The sequence below is a fragment of the Fictibacillus nanhaiensis genome, from assembly GCF_042686385.1.
Taxonomy (GTDB): Bacteria; Bacillota; Bacilli; order Bacillales; family Fictibacillaceae; genus Fictibacillus; species Fictibacillus nanhaiensis.
The window spans coordinates 1,763,063-1,781,561 of sequence record NZ_JBHUPF010000006.1 but is presented as its reverse complement, the minus strand read 5'-3'; the positions used below and the strand labels follow the sequence as shown (position 1 = coordinate 1,781,561).

Annotated in this window: 20 protein-coding genes; 5 read left to right on the top strand and 15 right to left on the bottom strand. The window is 37.8% G+C overall.

Annotation, left to right across the window (positions count from 1 at the left end; all coding sequences use genetic code 11):
- Positions 1 to 56 precede the first annotated feature (56 nt).
- From ACFS5O_RS12735 to ACFS5O_RS12720, 4 genes are read right to left on the bottom strand one after another with little or no spacing between them, the layout of a single operon-like run.
- The gene (locus tag ACFS5O_RS12735; protein ID WP_205726550.1) at positions 57 to 1,325 is read right to left on the bottom strand and encodes a hypothetical protein; all 1,269 of its coding nucleotides are present in this window, start codon (positions 1,323 to 1,325) and stop codon (positions 57 to 59) included.
- 20 nt (positions 1,326 to 1,345) lie between these two features.
- Complete coding sequence (locus tag ACFS5O_RS12730; RefSeq protein WP_205726551.1) at positions 1,346 to 1,549, bottom strand: hypothetical protein; 204 nt, start codon at positions 1,547 to 1,549, stop codon at positions 1,346 to 1,348.
- A 21-nt stretch (positions 1,550 to 1,570) separates the two neighbouring features.
- Positions 1,571 to 1,879: a hypothetical protein gene (locus ACFS5O_RS12725; protein WP_205726552.1), complete on the bottom strand. Its 309-nt coding sequence runs from the start codon at positions 1,877 to 1,879 to the stop codon at positions 1,571 to 1,573.
- Positions 1,880 to 1,905: 26 nt separating this feature from the next.
- The gene (locus ACFS5O_RS12720; protein WP_205726553.1) at positions 1,906 to 2,736 is read right to left on the bottom strand and encodes an aminoglycoside adenylyltransferase domain-containing protein; all 831 of its coding nucleotides are present in this window, start codon (positions 2,734 to 2,736) and stop codon (positions 1,906 to 1,908) included.
- A 152-nt stretch (positions 2,737 to 2,888) separates the two neighbouring features.
- Between ACFS5O_RS12720 and ACFS5O_RS12715 the strand changes: the two genes are divergently transcribed.
- Positions 2,889 to 3,308 (top strand): SRPBCC family protein, encoded by a 420-nt coding sequence (locus ACFS5O_RS12715; protein WP_379839207.1) that lies wholly within the window; start codon positions 2,889 to 2,891, stop codon positions 3,306 to 3,308.
- Entirely contained in the window at positions 3,309 to 3,632 is a 324-nt protein-coding gene (locus ACFS5O_RS12710) for an ArsR/SmtB family transcription factor (protein ID WP_205726555.1), read from the top strand.
- A gap of 44 nt (positions 3,633 to 3,676) precedes the next feature.
- On the opposite strand, the gene ACFS5O_RS12705 is transcribed toward ACFS5O_RS12710, so the two are convergent.
- Positions 3,677 to 4,444, bottom strand: coding sequence for a DUF695 domain-containing protein (locus tag ACFS5O_RS12705; RefSeq protein WP_205726556.1), 768 nt, complete (start codon positions 4,442 to 4,444; stop codon positions 3,677 to 3,679).
- A gap of 175 nt (positions 4,445 to 4,619) precedes the next feature.
- On the opposite strand from ACFS5O_RS12705, the gene ACFS5O_RS12700 reads away from it, so the two are divergent.
- Positions 4,620 to 5,084, top strand: a complete 465-nt coding sequence (locus ACFS5O_RS12700; protein ID WP_205726557.1) for a DinB family protein — start codon at positions 4,620 to 4,622, stop codon at positions 5,082 to 5,084.
- Between the two features lie 166 nt (positions 5,085 to 5,250).
- Here ACFS5O_RS12700 and ACFS5O_RS12695 read toward each other — a convergent pair whose 3' ends face one another.
- The 4 genes from ACFS5O_RS12695 to ACFS5O_RS12680 all read right to left on the bottom strand — a co-directional run bounded on the left by ACFS5O_RS12695 (position 5,251) and on the right by ACFS5O_RS12680 (position 12,537).
- Positions 5,251 to 7,743, bottom strand: coding sequence for a DUF2357 domain-containing protein (locus ACFS5O_RS12695; protein WP_205726558.1), 2,493 nt, complete (start codon positions 7,741 to 7,743; stop codon positions 5,251 to 5,253).
- Positions 7,712 to 10,219, bottom strand: coding sequence for an MrcB family domain-containing protein (locus ACFS5O_RS12690; protein ID WP_205726559.1), 2,508 nt, complete (start codon positions 10,217 to 10,219; stop codon positions 7,712 to 7,714). Before ACFS5O_RS12690 ends, ACFS5O_RS12695 begins: the two co-directional genes overlap by 32 nt.
- A 155-nt stretch (positions 10,220 to 10,374) precedes the next feature.
- Positions 10,375 to 10,611, bottom strand: coding sequence for a hypothetical protein (locus ACFS5O_RS12685; protein WP_205726560.1), 237 nt, complete (start codon positions 10,609 to 10,611; stop codon positions 10,375 to 10,377).
- 21 nt (positions 10,612 to 10,632) lie between these two features.
- On the bottom strand, positions 10,633 to 12,537 hold the full coding sequence (locus ACFS5O_RS12680) for a 3'-5' exonuclease (protein ID WP_205726561.1): 1,905 nt from the start codon (positions 12,535 to 12,537) through the stop codon (positions 10,633 to 10,635).
- Positions 12,538 to 12,700: 163 nt separating this feature from the next.
- Here ACFS5O_RS12680 and ACFS5O_RS12675 point away from each other — a divergent pair, with 163 nt between their 5' ends.
- Entirely contained in the window at positions 12,701 to 13,354 is a 654-nt protein-coding gene (locus tag ACFS5O_RS12675; protein WP_205726562.1) for a GIY-YIG nuclease family protein, read from the top strand.
- A gap of 30 nt (positions 13,355 to 13,384) precedes the next feature.
- Here ACFS5O_RS12675 and ACFS5O_RS12670 read toward each other — a convergent pair whose 3' ends face one another.
- A complete protein-coding gene (locus ACFS5O_RS12670; protein ID WP_205726563.1) occupies positions 13,385 to 14,218 on the bottom strand; it encodes an alpha/beta fold hydrolase in 834 nt (277 codons plus the stop codon).
- 326 nt (positions 14,219 to 14,544) lie between these two features.
- On the opposite strand from ACFS5O_RS12670, the gene ACFS5O_RS12665 reads away from it, so the two are divergent.
- Complete coding sequence (locus ACFS5O_RS12665; protein WP_144699609.1) at positions 14,545 to 14,739, top strand: hypothetical protein; 195 nt, start codon at positions 14,545 to 14,547, stop codon at positions 14,737 to 14,739.
- A gap of 51 nt (positions 14,740 to 14,790) precedes the next feature.
- Here the strand turns inward: ACFS5O_RS12665 and ACFS5O_RS12660 are convergent, their stop codons facing one another.
- The 5 genes from ACFS5O_RS12660 to mutM all read right to left on the bottom strand — a co-directional run bounded on the left by ACFS5O_RS12660 (position 14,791) and on the right by mutM (position 18,499).
- Positions 14,791 to 14,937 carry a FeoB-associated Cys-rich membrane protein gene (locus tag ACFS5O_RS12660; protein WP_205726564.1) on the bottom strand — a complete coding sequence of 49 codons (147 nt, stop codon included), beginning with the start codon at positions 14,935 to 14,937 and terminating at the stop codon, positions 14,791 to 14,793.
- 21 nt (positions 14,938 to 14,958) lie between these two features.
- Entirely contained in the window at positions 14,959 to 16,962 is a 2,004-nt protein-coding gene (feoB, locus tag ACFS5O_RS12655) for a ferrous iron transport protein B (protein ID WP_205726565.1), read from the bottom strand.
- The gene (locus ACFS5O_RS12650; protein ID WP_066395311.1) at positions 16,956 to 17,186 is read right to left on the bottom strand and encodes a FeoA family protein; all 231 of its coding nucleotides are present in this window, start codon (positions 17,184 to 17,186) and stop codon (positions 16,956 to 16,958) included. The genes feoB and ACFS5O_RS12650 overlap by 7 nt, the downstream gene beginning before the upstream one ends.
- 206 nt (positions 17,187 to 17,392) lie before the next feature.
- Positions 17,393 to 17,617: a hypothetical protein gene (locus ACFS5O_RS12645; protein WP_205726566.1), complete on the bottom strand. Its 225-nt coding sequence runs from the start codon at positions 17,615 to 17,617 to the stop codon at positions 17,393 to 17,395.
- Between the two features lie 78 nt (positions 17,618 to 17,695).
- Positions 17,696 to 18,499 carry a DNA-formamidopyrimidine glycosylase gene (gene mutM, locus ACFS5O_RS12640; protein WP_205726567.1) on the bottom strand — a complete coding sequence of 268 codons (804 nt, stop codon included), beginning with the start codon at positions 18,497 to 18,499 and terminating at the stop codon, positions 17,696 to 17,698.

Here is an 18,499-nt window from a genome sequence, read left to right as displayed (position 1 = left end):
TTCCAGTTTATATAACGTCCACTTCAATCTCATCTCCAATGATTGACGCGAATATCTTATCTTAGATCATCCAACAAAACCACTTCACCAGTCTCAGCGTTCACTCCATGATGACAGTCCAATTTCCCGCATAGAATATACTGCTTCTCTTCATCGTCATACACATAAAATGGCTGGAGCTCAAACAAACCTTTCAATTTTTCATACGCTTCGTCTTGTGTGACCGTTACACCATCAGATGCTTCAAAGGAATCATACATCTCTAACATGAACTGGTTATCGATGTAGTTCACAACGTCCATGGTATCGGGATTAAGGAATACCGAAAGTTTTCTTTCAAAGACTCGTGTTTCATGTTGATTCGTTCTGAGTGTCGCAACTAGAAACTTTTTGTCTCGATGTAGAGTTGTCACACGCCATATCCCAGAGTCTTCCGGGTATTCCTGCCGCAAAAATCGTTCTACTGCTTCCACACACTTCTTCTCATCTTCCTCCGTAATAGGTCGCGTGGTTGGAGAAGGTGTGCAGGAAAAGGCTTCATCTAAGGTAATCTCTTCTTGCAAATCGATTTCTTTACGCTCAAAAGCTCCAGAAATTGGCTCGTTCCACTGCAATATGTGATTCACTTTTTTAGAAGTCCCACCATCTTGAAGCATTTCAAACGGTTTGGTCATCTGATCTTTGTTTCTTATGTAGATCTCTTCCACCGCATACACGGCAAATAATTTCTTATATTCAAAGGACGGAAATTCTAGTCTTTTCACTTGTTCCTTAGCAATGTGTTCCGCTTCCTCTAATGAAAGAATATAGGTTTCACGTATTACCTGATCACCTGTCGGAAACTCTCCATGAACCGAAAAGAAAGTCAGCTGTTGCTTTGCATTCCATTTCACTTCAATGTTGGCAGATGGCGAAACTGGAATTCCGTCTATAATAGCGCTACATTCTATTTCATCTTCTGTTTCTTTATGTAGTTGGAACTGCTCGTTATATGTTAATCCGGTTTCTTGTTCGATCCACTTAATGACTTCCTCCGTTCCACCATTAAACGTGATCCCATCTTGTGCATAAGTCTCACCCATAACAAAGATCGCATTCTTTAATTTTCCGGTGTTTACGTTGTATTCAATGACCGCTGTACCTTCTGGGTTCGAACCATCTTCATCGGACTCCGTTCCATTCGGAAACCACTCCAAACAAAGTGTGTAACTCGTTTCGTTGAAGTAGTTCACGTCCCGCCATAGACTATGATGATGTAAATAGTAGTTTTCTAGTCCGAACGTTGTTTTGGCTTGATCGACGAATGCTTGTATCCTGCTATCCACTACACTTGCTCCTTTGGTAATTATTTCTGAAGTTCTTCCATGACTTTGAGCAAGATCCAGATTCCGAGCACGACTACAACACCGTAACCTATATAAAACAATATGGTATTGATAAAATATATCAGATCACGAAACGGACCAAATCGCTCAACATCTACTAATCCCAGTGCTAGAAACACAATACCTACAATAAATCCATAAAGCAGATGCTGCAGTCTTTTCATTGAAACCCCTCCTCTTTCACCTTACTTCTTTTCTAAATAGATGTACTCATCTACTGTGTTTAAAGCGGAAGAGGCTTTCAAGATCTTCATGCCCTTCAATCGGCTTCCACACTGAAAATGAACGGTGTCATCTGCACCAATCTGAATCTTATGAGTAGCACTCTCTACCCAGTCGATCTGCATCTTCACGATATACTCGCCAGGTGCTACGTCCAGTTGTTTCGTTTCTCCGTCCTTGATCTGTTCTGTCTTGCTCTCGTTCAAGTAGATATCAAACTTTCTCATCTTGTTCATAAACTGACTGTCTCTCTTAAACACTAATTTCGCCATTCTCGTCCCATCCTTTTCTATGAATCTTACAAGTTATTACATTCTTTAATTATATACTTCATATAGCTTAGTGCATCATTTCTTCTCTTTCTCATCGAGCCGTAACGCGAGAACTTATTGCCGTTTCGGATGCGCAGTGCTTCTTGGATAATTTGATGATAATTTTCAGGAACCGTTCGGAGTGCGTATTCACCTGCTCCCGCTTTTGATGTAATGTCGTCTTCTCTTATCGAATAATAAAGACGTGTCACACCAAGTACTCCCCACTCAATCATGTTCGCACTCATGTATAATCCTATATATTGAAGAGACGGAAAACGCTCACAATTTCTCACCCAGTTCAGCCAATAACCGTTAATGTTCTCGACCAAGTTTGATTTCAATTCTGTCCAATCAACAGATAGATTGTATGTTTCAATCGGCAGTCCTTTAACGACGATGCCATATGTCTGAAGTTGATACGCGTCGATCCAATTACGGTGAAAAGGTCGATAACTTTGAAGCTTTCCTTCATTAAAATACGGACAAGAAGAATTACCGTTATTCTCACTCTCTAAATCTTCTCGCGTCAGATACATGCCATCTAAGCTCGACTTCGGATACTCTTTTCTCATCTCATGGTGAATCTCTTTTAATTTCTCAACATCTGATTGTGTTAGCTTCTCTTTTGATACAGCGTAAAAGTCGATGTCACTTAATCCTTCTTGGTAAGCTCCAATGGAAACAGAGCCGAATAGGTAAAATGACTCTAACTTATTTGGCAGCTTCTTCTCTATTTTTTCAAAGTAAGAATTCAATACTTCCTTTACTTCTTCAGATATACGGTTTGGTTCATTTCTTGTTTGCGTTTGGGTCATACCTTTAGCCTCTTTTCATGAACACGTTGTATTCCTATATTTTAGCATATTTATCCAATCGACTCAGAATGAATTGACATACAACCAAAAGGTGTTATATTCTAAACGTACAACCAAATGGTTACATATTCAGACTTAGGAGATGAATGCTTGTGTCAACACTACCAGATATTAAACAAACCGCAACCTTTAACGCACCGATTCAAAAAGTGTGGGATTCTGTATCAACAGCGGAAGGCATGTCATCTTGGTTCATGCCGAATGACTTTAAAGCAGAAGAAGGACATAAGTTTCATATCCAGTCCCCTTTTGGTCCTTCACCGTGTAAGGTGCTTGTGATCGATGAACCGCATAAGCTATCCTTTGCATGGGACACGGACGGCTGGGTCGTGACGTTTTTGTTAGAGGAAAAAGGAGATCAGACAGAATTCACACTGATTCATAGCGGCTGGAAAGAAGAAGACGCGATCGTTGGAAAAGTGAATCAAAAAGCGCAAGATGTGCGTGACCGCATGAACGGCGGATGGGTTGGTATTGTGAATGAAAGATTGAAAAAGGTCGTTGAGGGTTAAGTGGTAGCATCTGCAGAAAAACACGATGTTTTTAAAGCCATTGCTGATTCGACAAGACGTGAAGTACTAAGGTTGCTTTCTGAAAATGAGCGACCAATCTCAGAGATTGCTGATCACTTTGACATGAGCCGAACAGCTGTGACAAAGCATCTGCAGATATTAACGGAGGCTGAACTCATTTCAGGTCGAAAAGAAGGCAGGGAAAAGATTTATCAGATCCATCCAGAGCCTTTAACTGAAGTGAAGCAGTGGTTAGCTTATTATGAGAAGTTTTGGGGTAACAAACTCTCCATGTTGAAACACCTTGTTGAAAAGGAAGAATAGAAGAAGGAAAAAGCCAACTCATCATATAAATGGGTTGGCTTCTTTTATAGGATGTTTTTTTTTAGAACCACAGGTGACTCCCACCCATCATAGATTCCGTTATGCTCTTGTGCGACAGACATGATCGTATCGGTCACCCCATCAATGATGTGATAATCCACACCATCTACACGAGAGATGGTGATGCTGTATGTATCTTCCTCGTTTCTTTCCTTTTCGTAGCTTTCAATGATAAAGCCTTCTTTTTGTATCTCTTGTTTGAACGCTTTTAAATTATCCAACGTTTCAAATTCAATCCAATGTTCAACCTTACGAGGTTCTTCCAGATCATCGTTCTCGTTTTCAAGCAGTTCTATTAATTCGCGGTTAGACATCTGCTGGAATTGATACTCGTCGGGATATAGAAATTCAGCGTAGAACGACCAAGGTTCCTCTTCTTCAATCACGGTAATCTCGGTTTCATACCCATTCTTATCAAAGATAGCTAAAGCATGTTTATCAATGATACTACCGTGCTTTTCTTTTTTTGCATAATAAAAGAATTCTCGTGTGCCGTTGGTCGTAAGCCTGCCTACTTGAATAATATCTTCATCATTCAACTTTTCCATCAAATCGTATTCCCACTCACCAATTTTCTCATCTTCTTGTTCGCCGGGATTTCCGATCTCTGTTGGATGTTGAATCGTAATCTTCACTGAGAATAACCATTTGTATTTTTTTATGTTCACTTCTTCAGTTACGTCCAAATCTATAACGATGGATGCTAAGTAATCATCCAATACGTCCATATAAAAGTTCCAGTTATCTGACATGTCTTCTCCTCCTTCCCTCTTAGTATAGTGACGTCTGATTGATCAGGCTATATTCTTTTCTTCCTATCTTTTTAAACATGGTCTTAAAGCTAAAACATTTCTCACAAATTTGAGAGGAATGTTATCCATTGTAGTTGAATGATATAGCGATGAAAATGAAAAGGAGTGTTGAACGATGTTCTTAACAAAGCAAGGTTTCTTCGAGATCCTTGAAGGCAACAGAAGATTGACGATCAGAGTGATCGAGGCGTTTTCGGAAGAACAATTATTTAACTTCACACCAGATGAAAAGCTTCGGCCATTTGCAGAAATGGTAAAAGAAATAGTAAATATTGAATACGGCTACATGCAAGGGATTGCGCGTGACAAATGGGAATACAAAGATGTGTTCGAAGGCACCTCTACAAAAGAGGAATTGATTAGAATCAGTAACAACATTCGTGAAGAAACGAGAAACATGTGGGCAGAGATGAACGAAGAGAAGTTAAGTATTGTGATGAAAGACGAATTCTTCGGACCGGAACAAAGTCATTTCGATCGCCTGCAATACGCACTTGAAAATGAGATCCACCATCGAGGACAAGGGTATACGTATCTACGTTTACTTGGAATAGAACCACCTGAGTTTTATGTGAGATGATAGATAAAGGAAAAGAAGCTTATGGGAATAATCTCCCTTAAGCTTCATTTTTTCACACTACTAATGAGGTTTTCAGAAGTTTTCCGCACCAAAATTACTACATAATTAATTACAAATTTTTGAATGAATCGATATACTTACGATTAAATTTTTCATTAGGTTAAAACTAAATGTTTTGTTCCATATTAAGCATATTAACTACTTTTTTAAATAACCGGTTCGGATTTTTAAAAAATTCTTCTCTATCTATTGATTCAAACTGTAAACTACCTACACGCTTAACCTGCATCTCATATTTACCAACAGAAACAGATATTTCCCCCGATTGTATTTGAACAATCTCTGATGCTTGATCAATGTTCATATGATTTAAGTTAATCTTAGGATTGTTTGATAACCTCCGCATTGTTTTCCATACAGCTAACTCATCGTTACTATTCATATATAATTCAGGTAATTCTCTTGCTTCCTTCAAAGCAATTAGTGTAGTTAACATATATGAAGATATACCATAACCAACGGGTTTAATTACTTTCATCAATGCTTCCCAAACATTCACGGTAAATGTAACGAGTTGCTCATTATTTTCCAGCGAACTGAACTTAATATCATCAATCTTCCCGTAATACTTTACTCCATTATTATTCGAAACTTTACTAGATAGGTAAAGGGCAACATGCTTTGCCTCTTGCCACCCTTTTTTCAAGTCCTTCACAGCTATTTTAAACGTTTTTTGTAGGATACAATCCTTAAAAACTTCCTCATCACTTACTAAGCCAACCAGAACGGTTTCGTCTAATGAAGACTGCCAGCGAGCTAAAGTACCTCTTGGTAATATACCTTCTTCCTGAATCTCTTCAGGACTTTTTTCAATGAGGTGTTCCACAAACTGCTCTACTAATCTCGTTGCATTTGGCAAGAAAGGTAATCCACCAATATTAACGGTCTCAATGCTTTTATAAAATGCATGCTGCTCATACAGTTCTTCTTCGAACCACGGAAATAATACATATGCCCCAAATGCCGTTCGTTCATATGGCCCTTCATGTTGAACAACTAAGGCATCTCGGTATCGATGCATTGTGTTTATGTCATCCTCCATCGGACCAGGGCTCTTATAACGTTTTCCGTAATAACTATCTTCTACTGCAAAATCAATACGATATTTGGCATCGAAGATATAGTTGTAGCTGTAGTCCTTACCTTTCTTCTGTATGCTCAGCATCGTATCTGGTTTCTGTGTGATCGTAGGGAGATGCCTTTCTTCCTTTTGATATTGAAGAATAATCTTCTCTCCTGTATGTGGGTGTTGATATACACGTTTGGCAGAATTACTACCATCAAGGTTTACAAACAAACCTTCTCGATTCACCTTCACCACATCTTGAGATAAGAGTACATATTTCTTATCCAGAAGAGCACCCAGCTTAAGGTATGTCCAATACTCATAAAGCTGAGCTACATCTTTAACTGACATTTTATAGATTTGACCATGTAGTTCCAATCCACGGGAAAGTAAAACATAGATTTGAAAAGCTTCTCTATACCCTGGTGCCATCTGAATGACTAAACTCATTACTGAACGATCTAACTTACTAATGGTCTTCCAAAATGGATTTTTAATTCTTTGTTGCAGAAGCTTCTGCATATCATTGATAGCTTTAACCACTTCTTGATCTGGTTCTGTTTTGTATCTTCCACTTGGAGCTTCTACCTTTTTATGCAGATCCTTAAGCTTATCTTTAATTCGAATCATCAACCACTTGATTAGACGGTTTTCCATCGTATCAAATGAGTGCTCTTTTTTAACCTGACAACCCTCAATAGGCATAAGTTGTTTGTTTTCAAACTGAATACCATTTGGAACCTCTTGAAACAATGAAGCTTTTTTTCTAAGCTGATTTCGTCCATAAGAGTCCATTTTCTTTAGTTGATCACCTCTCACCTTTTGATGAGTGGTAATCAGTTGATGATGTGGTTGGTGTTCAATTCTTTTGATCGCCTGTAGAAAGGACCTAAGATGATGTTGAATTAATCGATAAAATTCAGCAGCACTGGCTTCTCCCTCTACCCTAGTCCTCGCACCAAGATACGTTTTCCGTAAAAAGTGAAACGCTAAATTATAGATTTCTTCATTCACTTCATCTAGGAGCTTTCGATAATCTTCTTTATAATCAAGCTTTGAAGGAAAGATTTCAAAAGTCACAGACAATATGGTTTTTCCTTGCGTACGAATTTCAAAAGACGACAAACCGACTTCATTTTGAAATTGTAGACTTCCCATTAGAACCTGCTTAGGACCTACTGGAACACTGCTAACTGCATTTCGTAAAAGATGATGTTCATGATAAAATTCTAACTTTGCATCTATTTTAGATGTAACGATAATTTGATAGATTCCATTTTCAAAAAAGATAGGTCTAAAAGTTGATCCGTCTGTTAGCTTTTGATTATCTACATCGAAAACTTTAACTGACTGAATCGACCTTCCCTCAGCCTTAAACTCCATCGTTTCATTCTGAAGTTTCTTCTTATATTGAGACAACCCTTCAAAACGGTGATGATAAGGTTTTCCTTTCATAAACAGAGTAAATTCATCCGTTTCAATTAATACAAGTTCAACATCCTCACGAACCAATCCAGAAGGAAGTGAAGCCATCTAGCTGATACCTCCTAATCATATCTACAATCTTTTGTGCAGACTTAGGATATATCACTTTATCGAATTCAGGTAGCACATCGAAATCATAGACCTGATTCGTGCAAATTTCATAAAGCCCTTTAAGTGTATCCCATACACGCTCATCACTCCCTGAAATACGCGGAAGTATCTTCTGAAGAATTGATTGATCCATAGCTGCTTCAAATGTCAGTAAGTTTTCTTTCTCGCTATAAATCACATAAAAACAAATTTCATCTCGTACTCGATAACCGACCTGTGCACCAATACCTTCAAGTTGCAGGTTAATATCGACTAACACTTCTGTTACCTTTTTGATTAACGCCATGTTATCCCGGTAAGCATCTTTTAAATGCAAGAAGTCCCCCGCTAAAGACTGATTTTCGATAGACAAAGGTTCTTGTTCTTCAAGATCTTCTAAAAAAGCAAAGTGATCCAATTGAACTCTATTAAACTCAATGGTATTCGAACGGTCCAACACCTTTTTGCTAAAAGGATGTGTCGTTTCGTCCATGTTTACCGTTCCAACAATATAAACATTTGAAGGAAGAATAATGTCTCTGCCATCCACCTCAAAAGGTAATACCGGTGTCGTTATCATCTCTCCATTTTCCCGTCGCCGACTTTCCATTACACTTAATAGATCACTGAAGTAATATTCAACTCGAGCTAAGTTCATTTCATCAAGTAATACAAAAAAAGGTTTGCTAGGATTATCCATTGCTCTTTCCAGAACAGAAGTTAATGGACCTTGATTAAAGTCACCTTTAATATCTAAATAGCCTAATAGATCAGAACCATCACTCCAATCAGGACGTACTGGGATTAAAGTGAATTGACCATTTTTTTCAGTAGCTCCTAAGCTTTCAGCAACCCACTGAACCATTTTTGTTTTACCTGTACCAGATATTCCGGAGAGTATGACAAAAGGTTTTGTTTTTAAAGATAAGTAGAGATTGATGACTTCTTCTTTTTTATAGTAGAAACCTTTGCTTTGTATGTAGGAGTGAATATGATCGGTTATCTCTTTCTCATTTACATGTGGTATAACAATCATTTCTTCTTCCCGTCTTTCTTTTTTATAATCTATGAACCTCTCATAATAAGAGATCATTTTTTCTAAATCATTTACAAGTTGATTTTCAGAAGGCATGTTATCTAAAGAGTATTTTATGTAAGCTGCTGTACTTTCAACATATCCTATTGCTTTTGCACTTTCACCAAGATAGTAATTATTGCTTTTTATAACTCCATCCATTCCAATGTTTGTTCTGATTTCCTCGTTTAGTTGTAACATTTCATCCCTGGAAGTCTCTGTAATACCTTGTGCAAATGTTAAATAAAGCTCTTTCATATTCTCGCTAAATAAATACACAATATAATATCCACGTTGAGTAGAAGGAGTAACATTCTTATTTAAGATAGCCAACCAAGGAACTGTTGCCCAATTCCCTTGTCCGATAGACCCTTTAACTAAATATGTATTTGAATCAATGAAAGGTAAACGACAAATTGCATCAGGCAGCTCATTCCGTACTAATTTTCCCATGGGATGATTAGTCAGCCGCTCCGTTCTAGCAGTTAAATAATTTTGCATTGTTTTAATTAGTAAGGGACGAATGCTTTCTTCCATGATTGGGTTCAACTCCTCATCAAGTAAATCTACTTCTTGCATCCAAGAAAGCATATATCTTGTCCGAGCATCTGCAACAGAATCTCGCATTAAATTATCACCAGCAGAATTCTTTACAATTAACATTCCGAGTTCTTTTATAGCTTGAAACTTATAAACCTTTTCTAAATCGGAGAATTTTGAAAGAAGTTCATAGACAATAGAGAAATACGTATGTTTTATCATTTGTTTTTTAAGAATAACTGATCGAACTTTACTTGATCTATATTCTTCAATTAAACCCACATTTATTACATATTGACTATCAATGAAACCCAATAATTTTAATCCTTGTCGGGCACGAGATTTTAATCTATAAACATTGTCTTCTGGATAGCGTTGTTTGAGAGATTTAAGATCTAGTCCCTTTGCAATAACTTCTTCTAATAATTCTAATACTTGATTTAAGTTTATTTCTGGTAATTGATCTGTAAAGAATTGATTTAGTATTATAGCTTTCTTTCCATTTTTTTGTGTTACTGATACAAATGGAAGTTGAGAAAACAATGCCATAATAAAAGATGAGCGACCTTTAGCTTTAACAAAATCTGAAGAATTAGCTAGTCTAATACTTGAAAATTCGTTCCATGCATCATATAAAAATTGAAATGAAATTAACTCCCAAGAACTGTCTTTTCCACCTACTACAAACTTTCTTTTGGACGTATCCGTTTCAACATATAACCCTTTATCATTTAACTTAATAGAATTGTTTTCCATAGAACTCAAAGTCTGGATATCTTTTAAATGCCCTAAATAGTTAATAATTAATTTTTCAAGCATGTTATCAACTGCCCTCTAGTATTATTAAATAGACTTGTTTCTTAAATCATATCAATTATGGTGTATCACTTAAATAGATAAAAAACACTTGAAATAAATCAAGTGTTCTCCATTTATTCACATCGGATATAGCATGGCTAGTTGTTTCTTTTTTTCTACAAATACTCTTTTGATAGAATATCAATCAATTTTCTAGCTGCTTTTTCATCAAGTTGAATAGACTGACTTGTTACTCCCTTAACTTTTCTTTCCTCAGATCCATATGTATTTAATTGAAAATATTTATTGTTGTAATTATCTTTAAAAATCGAATATGTAGCTTGAACCTCTTGGTGCACACTGTTTCTATTTTTATCGAGTTTCTTTAATGATTCTTCTTTTACTAATGCCATTCCCATCATCCTTAGTCTAGTTTATTTAACTTCTTTTAATGTGCTTTTTAATTCATCTTTAGATTTCGCAAAATATTTAGTAAACTCCGATTCCCCAGAATAAGAAATACAAAGGTAGTTTTGTGCTCTTGTCATAGCGATATAAAGCAACGACACTTCTTTTTCTTTACTATCTTCTAAAGGGAAAGGCATGCTGTCGGTATTCACTACGAATACGGATTGAAAGTCTAACCCTTTACTGCTTTCAATTGTACTAATCTTTACTGATTCTTCTTCTTTTACAAAGTTCCGCTTGGAACCTTCATGTTCGGTTATCCAATAGTAAGGGATATTATGCTTTTTAAACGTGCGAATGATTGTATCGGTTACAGCGATCTTTTTTGTCTTTCTAACTCGATAAAGAATCAGCATTTCTGAATAAGGCACTTTACGAATTTCATGAAGTTTCTTTATGGTTCGTGCTACTTTTTCCATTTCATCCGTAAAGTTAGTAGCTTCCAATACAAATGGTTCTGGCCCCTTACGTTTCGTTCCTTGAGGGTGAATAATTTCAATTCCTTCAGTCTGACCCTGTATCACTTTTGTATTTAACTGAGAATGCTCGCGGTAAAAATCCCAGGCAAACTTTACAATTTGAGCTGAATTTCTATAGTTAATATTCAGGATTTTAGATCGACCTTGGAAACTCAATCCTGTGTCTTGGACATAGCTTGTTTTTCTTTTATAAATGTTTTGTGCTCGATCTTCTACTATTAACAAAGACTGTGTATCCGGATTTAACAAACGACTTACCAGCCCTAGCCATGCTGGTTCAAAGTCTTGTCCTTCATCTATTAACACCGCATCATATTTGGGTAAAATGGCTTCGTTTTGATCAATCTTTTCTAGTATGGTTGGGATTTGGTATTCATTAATCTTCAAATCTTGCTTCAACCATTGATGGAAATTACGAATCATAATGTTGTCATTGACTTTCTTTTTTTCTGGCTTCTGTACAAAATCAAAAAGATCCTCAGGCTCTGATAGTTTAGCATGAACCATTTGACGAATGCTTTGAGCGAGTGAAATGTTATAGCACAGAATCAATACTTTCCAGTCAGGGTGTTCTTTTATAATCATCTTCGCTCTTGAAGCTAGGATTAAGGTCTTCCCGCTACCCGCCACCCCTCGAATGAGCCGGTTCTTATCTCCTAATTGTTTAGCAAGATTCTCTTGATGCAGATCCATGACTTTAATATCTTTTAAAGACAACAATAGCTGATCTTGATAAGGAACGGCTTGTTTAAATTCCGCGCTAATTCTAACCTCAGGAAACAAATGATAACGTATGGCTGCGATCTCTTCATTTGTTAACGGTTCTTTTAGCCGGTAAGGCACGATAAACATATCAAGGATTTTCTCCATTAATAACTCTTCTGAGAAGTGTTCATTTTCTGGATCAATTTCGTCTCTTGCCAACGTCAAGTTCGGTTCAAGTATGGAATATAAGTTATCTCTCACCATATCTTTTTGATAGAGACGGGTGAAAACAACGCCATAACCAAAAGGAAACTTGAGCTGAAATTGATACTTTCCTTCTGTTTGAATGAGGCTTTTATCTTTTTTCAATACATTACTTATATGAAATGCGTATTCTCTAGCTTGCTTTAATGGGTTCTTCACAGTTGCGTGTGTTCCATTCGCAGCTGAAATAACCCAGTCATCAGAATTAAGTTGATATAAAGTGTTCCTTGTATAATCTTTCACTTCTAACACTATTAACCCTAAATCAGGTCCTAAGATAACAAAGTCTGGACGTCTGCCTTGGATTTCTGGCTCATAGTACACGATATATTCATCAGGAAAGTAGTTTTTAAGTGTATGGAATAATAGTCTTTCGCCAGCAGTGGCAGAAGATCGTATTGTAAGTGGAACCATGTATGCCATGACATTCACCTATCTCATTTTTATTCAAAAATATTTTTACAATATTAGACATCTTTCTATCATTCTCTTAAAAAAACTAGTAAAAATCAACTATTGTTTGTAAACTTTACCAAATTTTATTATGCTATACCTATACATATCTCGTAAAAACGGAGTGACGACTGTGATTAAATACCTGGTTTCCCTATTTAAGAGTGGCACTAAAACACCTAGTACTGGATCTCTTCATCTCTATCAACAAAATCAATCTGAGTTGCAAAAAATAATAAATACCCCTTATCCAAGAGGTCAGGCGATAGGTTATGTATTCTTCGTACAGGATCACCAAACTGGTAATTTCCAGATTGGAAAGACCACACAATTAGATAAACGAAACAATAGGTTCACTGTTAACTTACCTTTCAAAAATGAGCTGATTTATCTTGTAAAGTCAGGCAACCATCATCAAACAGAAGCTGCTTTTCATGATTACTTCACTAACAAACGGGTACATGGAGAATGGTATACCCTTAGTTCAGAGGATCTTACATGGTTAAGAACCGGAAATTATTCAAGATTCATTGAGGATACAATTAACCATAAAGGAATAATTAAAGAAGCAATTGACTCACGTAGAGTTCCCCTTACGCCGAAGCAAGAAGAATACGCGAAATCTCTTATACATAAGTTAGAGCATTATGAAATGGTATCTGATGAAATAGAATTATCTAAAAAAGACCTGGATCGACTCATTATGTACTTTAAGTTCAAAAATAAAGGAACGATTGTAAATATGGTTAAGGAAGGGATATTGAAGGAGAAAAGCTATATGAAGTAAACAAGCTGCCTTTTGGGCAGCTTTATTTTTTTATAACACTACTTTATTATGAATAGACACTTCAACTCGATTTAACCATTCTATTATGTGTTGGTTTAATAATTCTGGTTGCTCAATCTGCAAATTATGCCCCGCAACATCCAACACCGAAAACGTAGCCCTCGGATACATATCAAGTATGTCAAATACATCTTTATAACCCGTAACATGGTCCTGCCTACCTGTTATAAACACACAAGGTTTCTCAAACAATTCCTGGTCGATCGAAAACGTATACCCATATGCTCCTGAGATCTTCTCTAGAAACGCTAAATCAGCGATTTCCAATCCAACGACCACTTCCTCCCTGTACCTTTTCCACGTGTATTCATTTAACTTCACATGAATGCCTTTGAAATCTTCTCTTTCTTCTTCTGTTAGTGTAGCTAGGAATTCATAATCAACCTCGATATTCGTTTGTTCTGGCAATGTTCGTTCACTGTGGTTGGGTAGGATCATCGGACAGATGAATGCTGCACCTAGTACTCGCTCTGGAATTTTTGCGATAATGCCTCTTATGATATACCCACCGTATGATTGACCAGCTAGTAAGAAGGATTGGTCTGGTAATAACGTATCGATGAACTGAATAACCGACTCTAGCATTTCATCCGAGTTTTGAATGGATCCATAGTCTTTCGTCTGCCCCATTCCTGGCAGGTCGATATATATGCGTCTGTAACCTTCCCTCTCTTGAAAGATCGGTTCCATGCAGCCTTTCATCAGGCGGTGATCAGGTGAGAACCCGTGAATCATCACGATCGGTGTTCCACTTCCGTATTCTTCATAATAGATGCTTGCTTTCTGTACTTGGCAATACGACATATTTCAACACTCCTTCTCTATAAAGGGGGTTCTCTGTCATTGAAGAAATTCCTTCTATTTCGGATATAAACGAATATCATAACGGTGTTGTGTTAAAATGGAAAAAGAAAATGACGGGAAGGGCTATCTCTGAAGAACTATTTGATTCGATTGTTATTTGGAGTATTGACTGGCTTTGTTACGTATGGAATTCTAGAATTGTTTGATTTAAATAACGGTGAAAGTTCAACCTAATCATCATTCTCTTAGGAATAGCTGGTGGATGGTTTGGATTGGACCTCTAAGAAACATAAAATGTAAGTAAGAATCGAAGGAGCGTTTTTCTATTGAAAGCCTATTTTATCCGGTTAGCGTTTAGCATCATGTCGATGGTCATCATTTATGGGATATTCTTTTTATTAGGATGGCACACGAAGAACTTTGCACCTTTCATCATCCTGCCACTCGGTTTAGCAGGTGGTTACGGTGCACTATATGTGTATAAAATGATTCAAGAAGCAAAAGCGAAGGAACAACTGTAAAGAAATAGGACAGGTGTGAAGTCATCGTCACTTCTAACCTGTCCTTTTCTATTAAGAAACGGAATCGCATTTCGTTTCACAGTTTTTTGCGAGTGAGCAAGCAGCACATTTGCCTTGCTTGCTTTTTTTGATGTGACGAAAAACGGCCCAGCCTGCATATCCAAATATAAGAGCCCCGGAGACAATATTGAAGATCATAAGTTCGTCCTCCCTCTCTTGTTAGTATCCTAAAAGTTTCCCGCCTTGATAGATGACGAGTGATAATACGTACGCGATCACGAGTGCATACACGACAGAGAACCATGTCCATTTTACAGATCCCGCTTCTTTTCGAATCGTCGCAACCGTCGCTAGACACGGCACATACAACAACACGAATACCATGAAGCTGAACGCGGATAGCGCAGAGAACTCATTAGACAGTAATCCTTGTAACGAGTCAGCGTTCGGCACGTGGTAGATAATATTCATCGCAGAAACGACGACTTCTTTAGCAAGGAATCCTGTGATAAGAGATGCCCCTGCTTGCCATGTACCGAATCCGAGTGGTGCTAAGATCGGCGCTAACACGTTTCCGATCATAGCAAGGAAACTGTCATCCATCGGTACATCGAATCCTGCTGGTCCTGAATAAGACAATAACCAAATCAAGACTGATCCACCAAAGATAAACGTTCCTGCTTTTTTGATGAAACCTTTTCCTTTGTCCCACGTACTACGTAGTAACGCCTTTCCTTGAGGCATGCGGTACGGCGGCAATTCCACAATGAACATCGAGAACTCTCCTTTTAAGATCGTAGAAGAGAAGATTTTCGCGAGTGTGAGTGCCACGACAATTCCGAGTACATAGAGTGAGAACACGACAAGTGCTTGATATTTCGCAAAGAACGCGCCAACGAAGAGCGCGTATACCGGAAGTCTTGCGGAACAAGACATGAGCGGTGTTAAGAGAATGGTTAACATGCGTTCTCTTGGCGTTTCGATCGTTCTCGCTGCCATGACGCCTGGTACGTTACAGCCGAATCCGATGATCATCGGAATAAACGCTTTTCCGTTCAGACCGACCATCTCCATCGTACGGTCCATCACGAGTGCCGCGCGAGCCATGTAGCCAGAGTCTTCTAAGAACGAGATTAATAGAAACAGAATAAAGATCTGCGGTACGAACACAAGAACGCCGCCGACTCCAGCAACAATTCCGTCAAGCACAACCGCTTTAATAAAATCAGATGCGCCGGCTGTGTTCAGACCGTTCGTGAGCCATGTCGTAAGTGACCCTGAAATGAATCCATCCAAAATGTCCGATAAAGGAATGCCTAGCCAATCGAACGTGAGCTTGAACATCAAGAACATCGTGGCTAGAAAGATCGGAATCCCTAGAAACGGATGCGTCGCAATCTTATCAATTTTGTCTGTAAGTGACTTGTTCTCTGACTCTTCTGTCACAACAGATGATTGTATCAACTCTTCTATGAACGCTTTACGCACCGAGTAAATCCACTTCGATGTGTTCGATGCTGCTGTTTCGTCTGCAATTTGCTCGTTTGTCGCTTGAATGATGGAATCGATTCCTGCACCATCTCCAAGAGATCTGATATATTTTCTTACTTCCGCATTTCCCTCTAACAGCTGAATCGCTGTCCATCGCTTCGGAATAGAAAGGTTTGCTGGAAGTAGATGTATGATTTGATTGATGCTCTCTTCAATGATTGGTCCGTACTTCAACGTGAATGATGCATCCACTTTTAAATCATCGGTTAGTAAATCATTAATGGTCGCTGTTCCTTTACCAGAACGTGCGATGACCGGAACGACCGGTACCCCCAATTTTTCTGATAGCAGCTGTTCATTGATTGTAATACCACGGCGCTTTGCAACGTCTGTCATGTTCAGTCCGATAATAACCGGCTTCTCGAACTCTAACAGTTGAAGTGTGAGCAACAGGTTACGCTCAATCTGTGACGCGTCCACGATATTAATCATGCCATCAAACGTTTCAGTCACAAAGAAATTAGAAACGACCGCTTCATCTTTTGATAACGGGCTCAGTGAATACACACCCGGCAGATCGATCAGATTCCCTTTTTTGTTCTTGATGATTCCTACCTTCTTCTCAACGGTTACACCGCTCCAGTTCCCCACATACTGATAAGTCCCTGTCAGGTTGTTGAAAAGTGAAGTCTTTCCTGTATTCGGATTACCGATTAAAGCAATGTTTAGCATTTTTTCTCAACCTTTATGTAAGATGCGTCTTGTAGTCTGATTCCTAGTGATTGGCCGCAGTTCTCAACCATGCATGGCCCTTTGAATGGAAGTTTGCATTGCAAGCATACTTGCGAACCTTCCGAGATGCCTAAGTCCAATAAGCGTCTTCTTACGCTTTCGTTTACTAATGATAAATCAATGATCGTCGCTCTTTCGCCTTTATTTAACTGAGTTAATAACATTGTTGTATCCCCCTATGGATCATAAGCATCTTTCTCACTATCATCCTAACATATCTAAAAGAGAATGATAACCACTATCAATTAAGTTTATTTTACAAGATTAACTATAAAGTTGCTATAGTTTTTTTCATACATAATTCAACACAGAAAAAGCGCTGCAAGATGCAGCGCTAAACAAGTAAATTGAATAATTAAAGAAACTTAATTTATAGAACAAATAATACAATACAAACGATTATTCCTAAAAATGCAGAAATGATCTTAATCCACCATTTCTCTTTAACGATTAAGAAAATTATAGAAACTGTTATAATAAAAATCCATTTTGAAATTCGTTCGTTGAAGTCAAAATAATCGGGTAGAACGATCGTTGATACAAAGAGCATGAATGATACGACGAAAGAATACAAAATAATTCGTATAGATAACAAGTGATTACAACCTCTATTCCTATTGTTTCAGTAGTTGTATTCTCGAATCATCCTAAACAATCCTGCTCTTCGACATATTTACTTCTGGCAGTTCGGACAATAAAACGACTTATGTGAAGAATGATCCACTCTCTCAATCGTCCCTCCACATCTCGGACAGTTCTCACCTTCTCGCTCATAAACATATGTATTCTCGTTATACTTCCCTGTCTGCTTATCACCTTCATACATCGGAAAATCCATATACCCACCAAATTGTACGGCTCTTGAAAGAACAGGTTTGAAGCTATCATACAAATGGTTTTTCTCCTCATCAGAAAGGTCGCTCGCTTTTCGTAACGGATGTAACCTCGCTTGAAAGCATATTTCATCAGAATAACAGTTTCCGATTCCAGCAATAAAGGATTGATCGACTAATAATGGTTTGAGTGCCCCTTTTTTCCGTTTTAATCTATTTATGAACTCATCCCGCTGCAATTCAAATGGTTCTGGACCAAGATCGCTGAGCTTTTCATCTAGTTCTGATTGACTCAGTAGATGTAGATATCCGAGTCGAAGACCAATAAAATTCAGTTGCAGCTCTCCAAACGACAAAATAATTTGTTTGGTTCGATCTGGACTGTTTTTTGAAGTTCCAAGAAACATCAGTCCTCCAAGCATCAAATGAAGCAATAGATACTGTCCTGAACTTAGCTCAAAGATCAGATGTTTTGCTCTTCTTTTAACGAAGGTGATATTTGATCCTTTTATCGCATCAATAAAGGTTTGAACCCCTGTGTTGAGAGACTTCTCTTTGTTGATCTCTACATGCGTAATCGGCTTATTTAAGATATTATGATTTAAAAACTCACGATACGTTTCCATCTCCGGTAACTCAGGCAA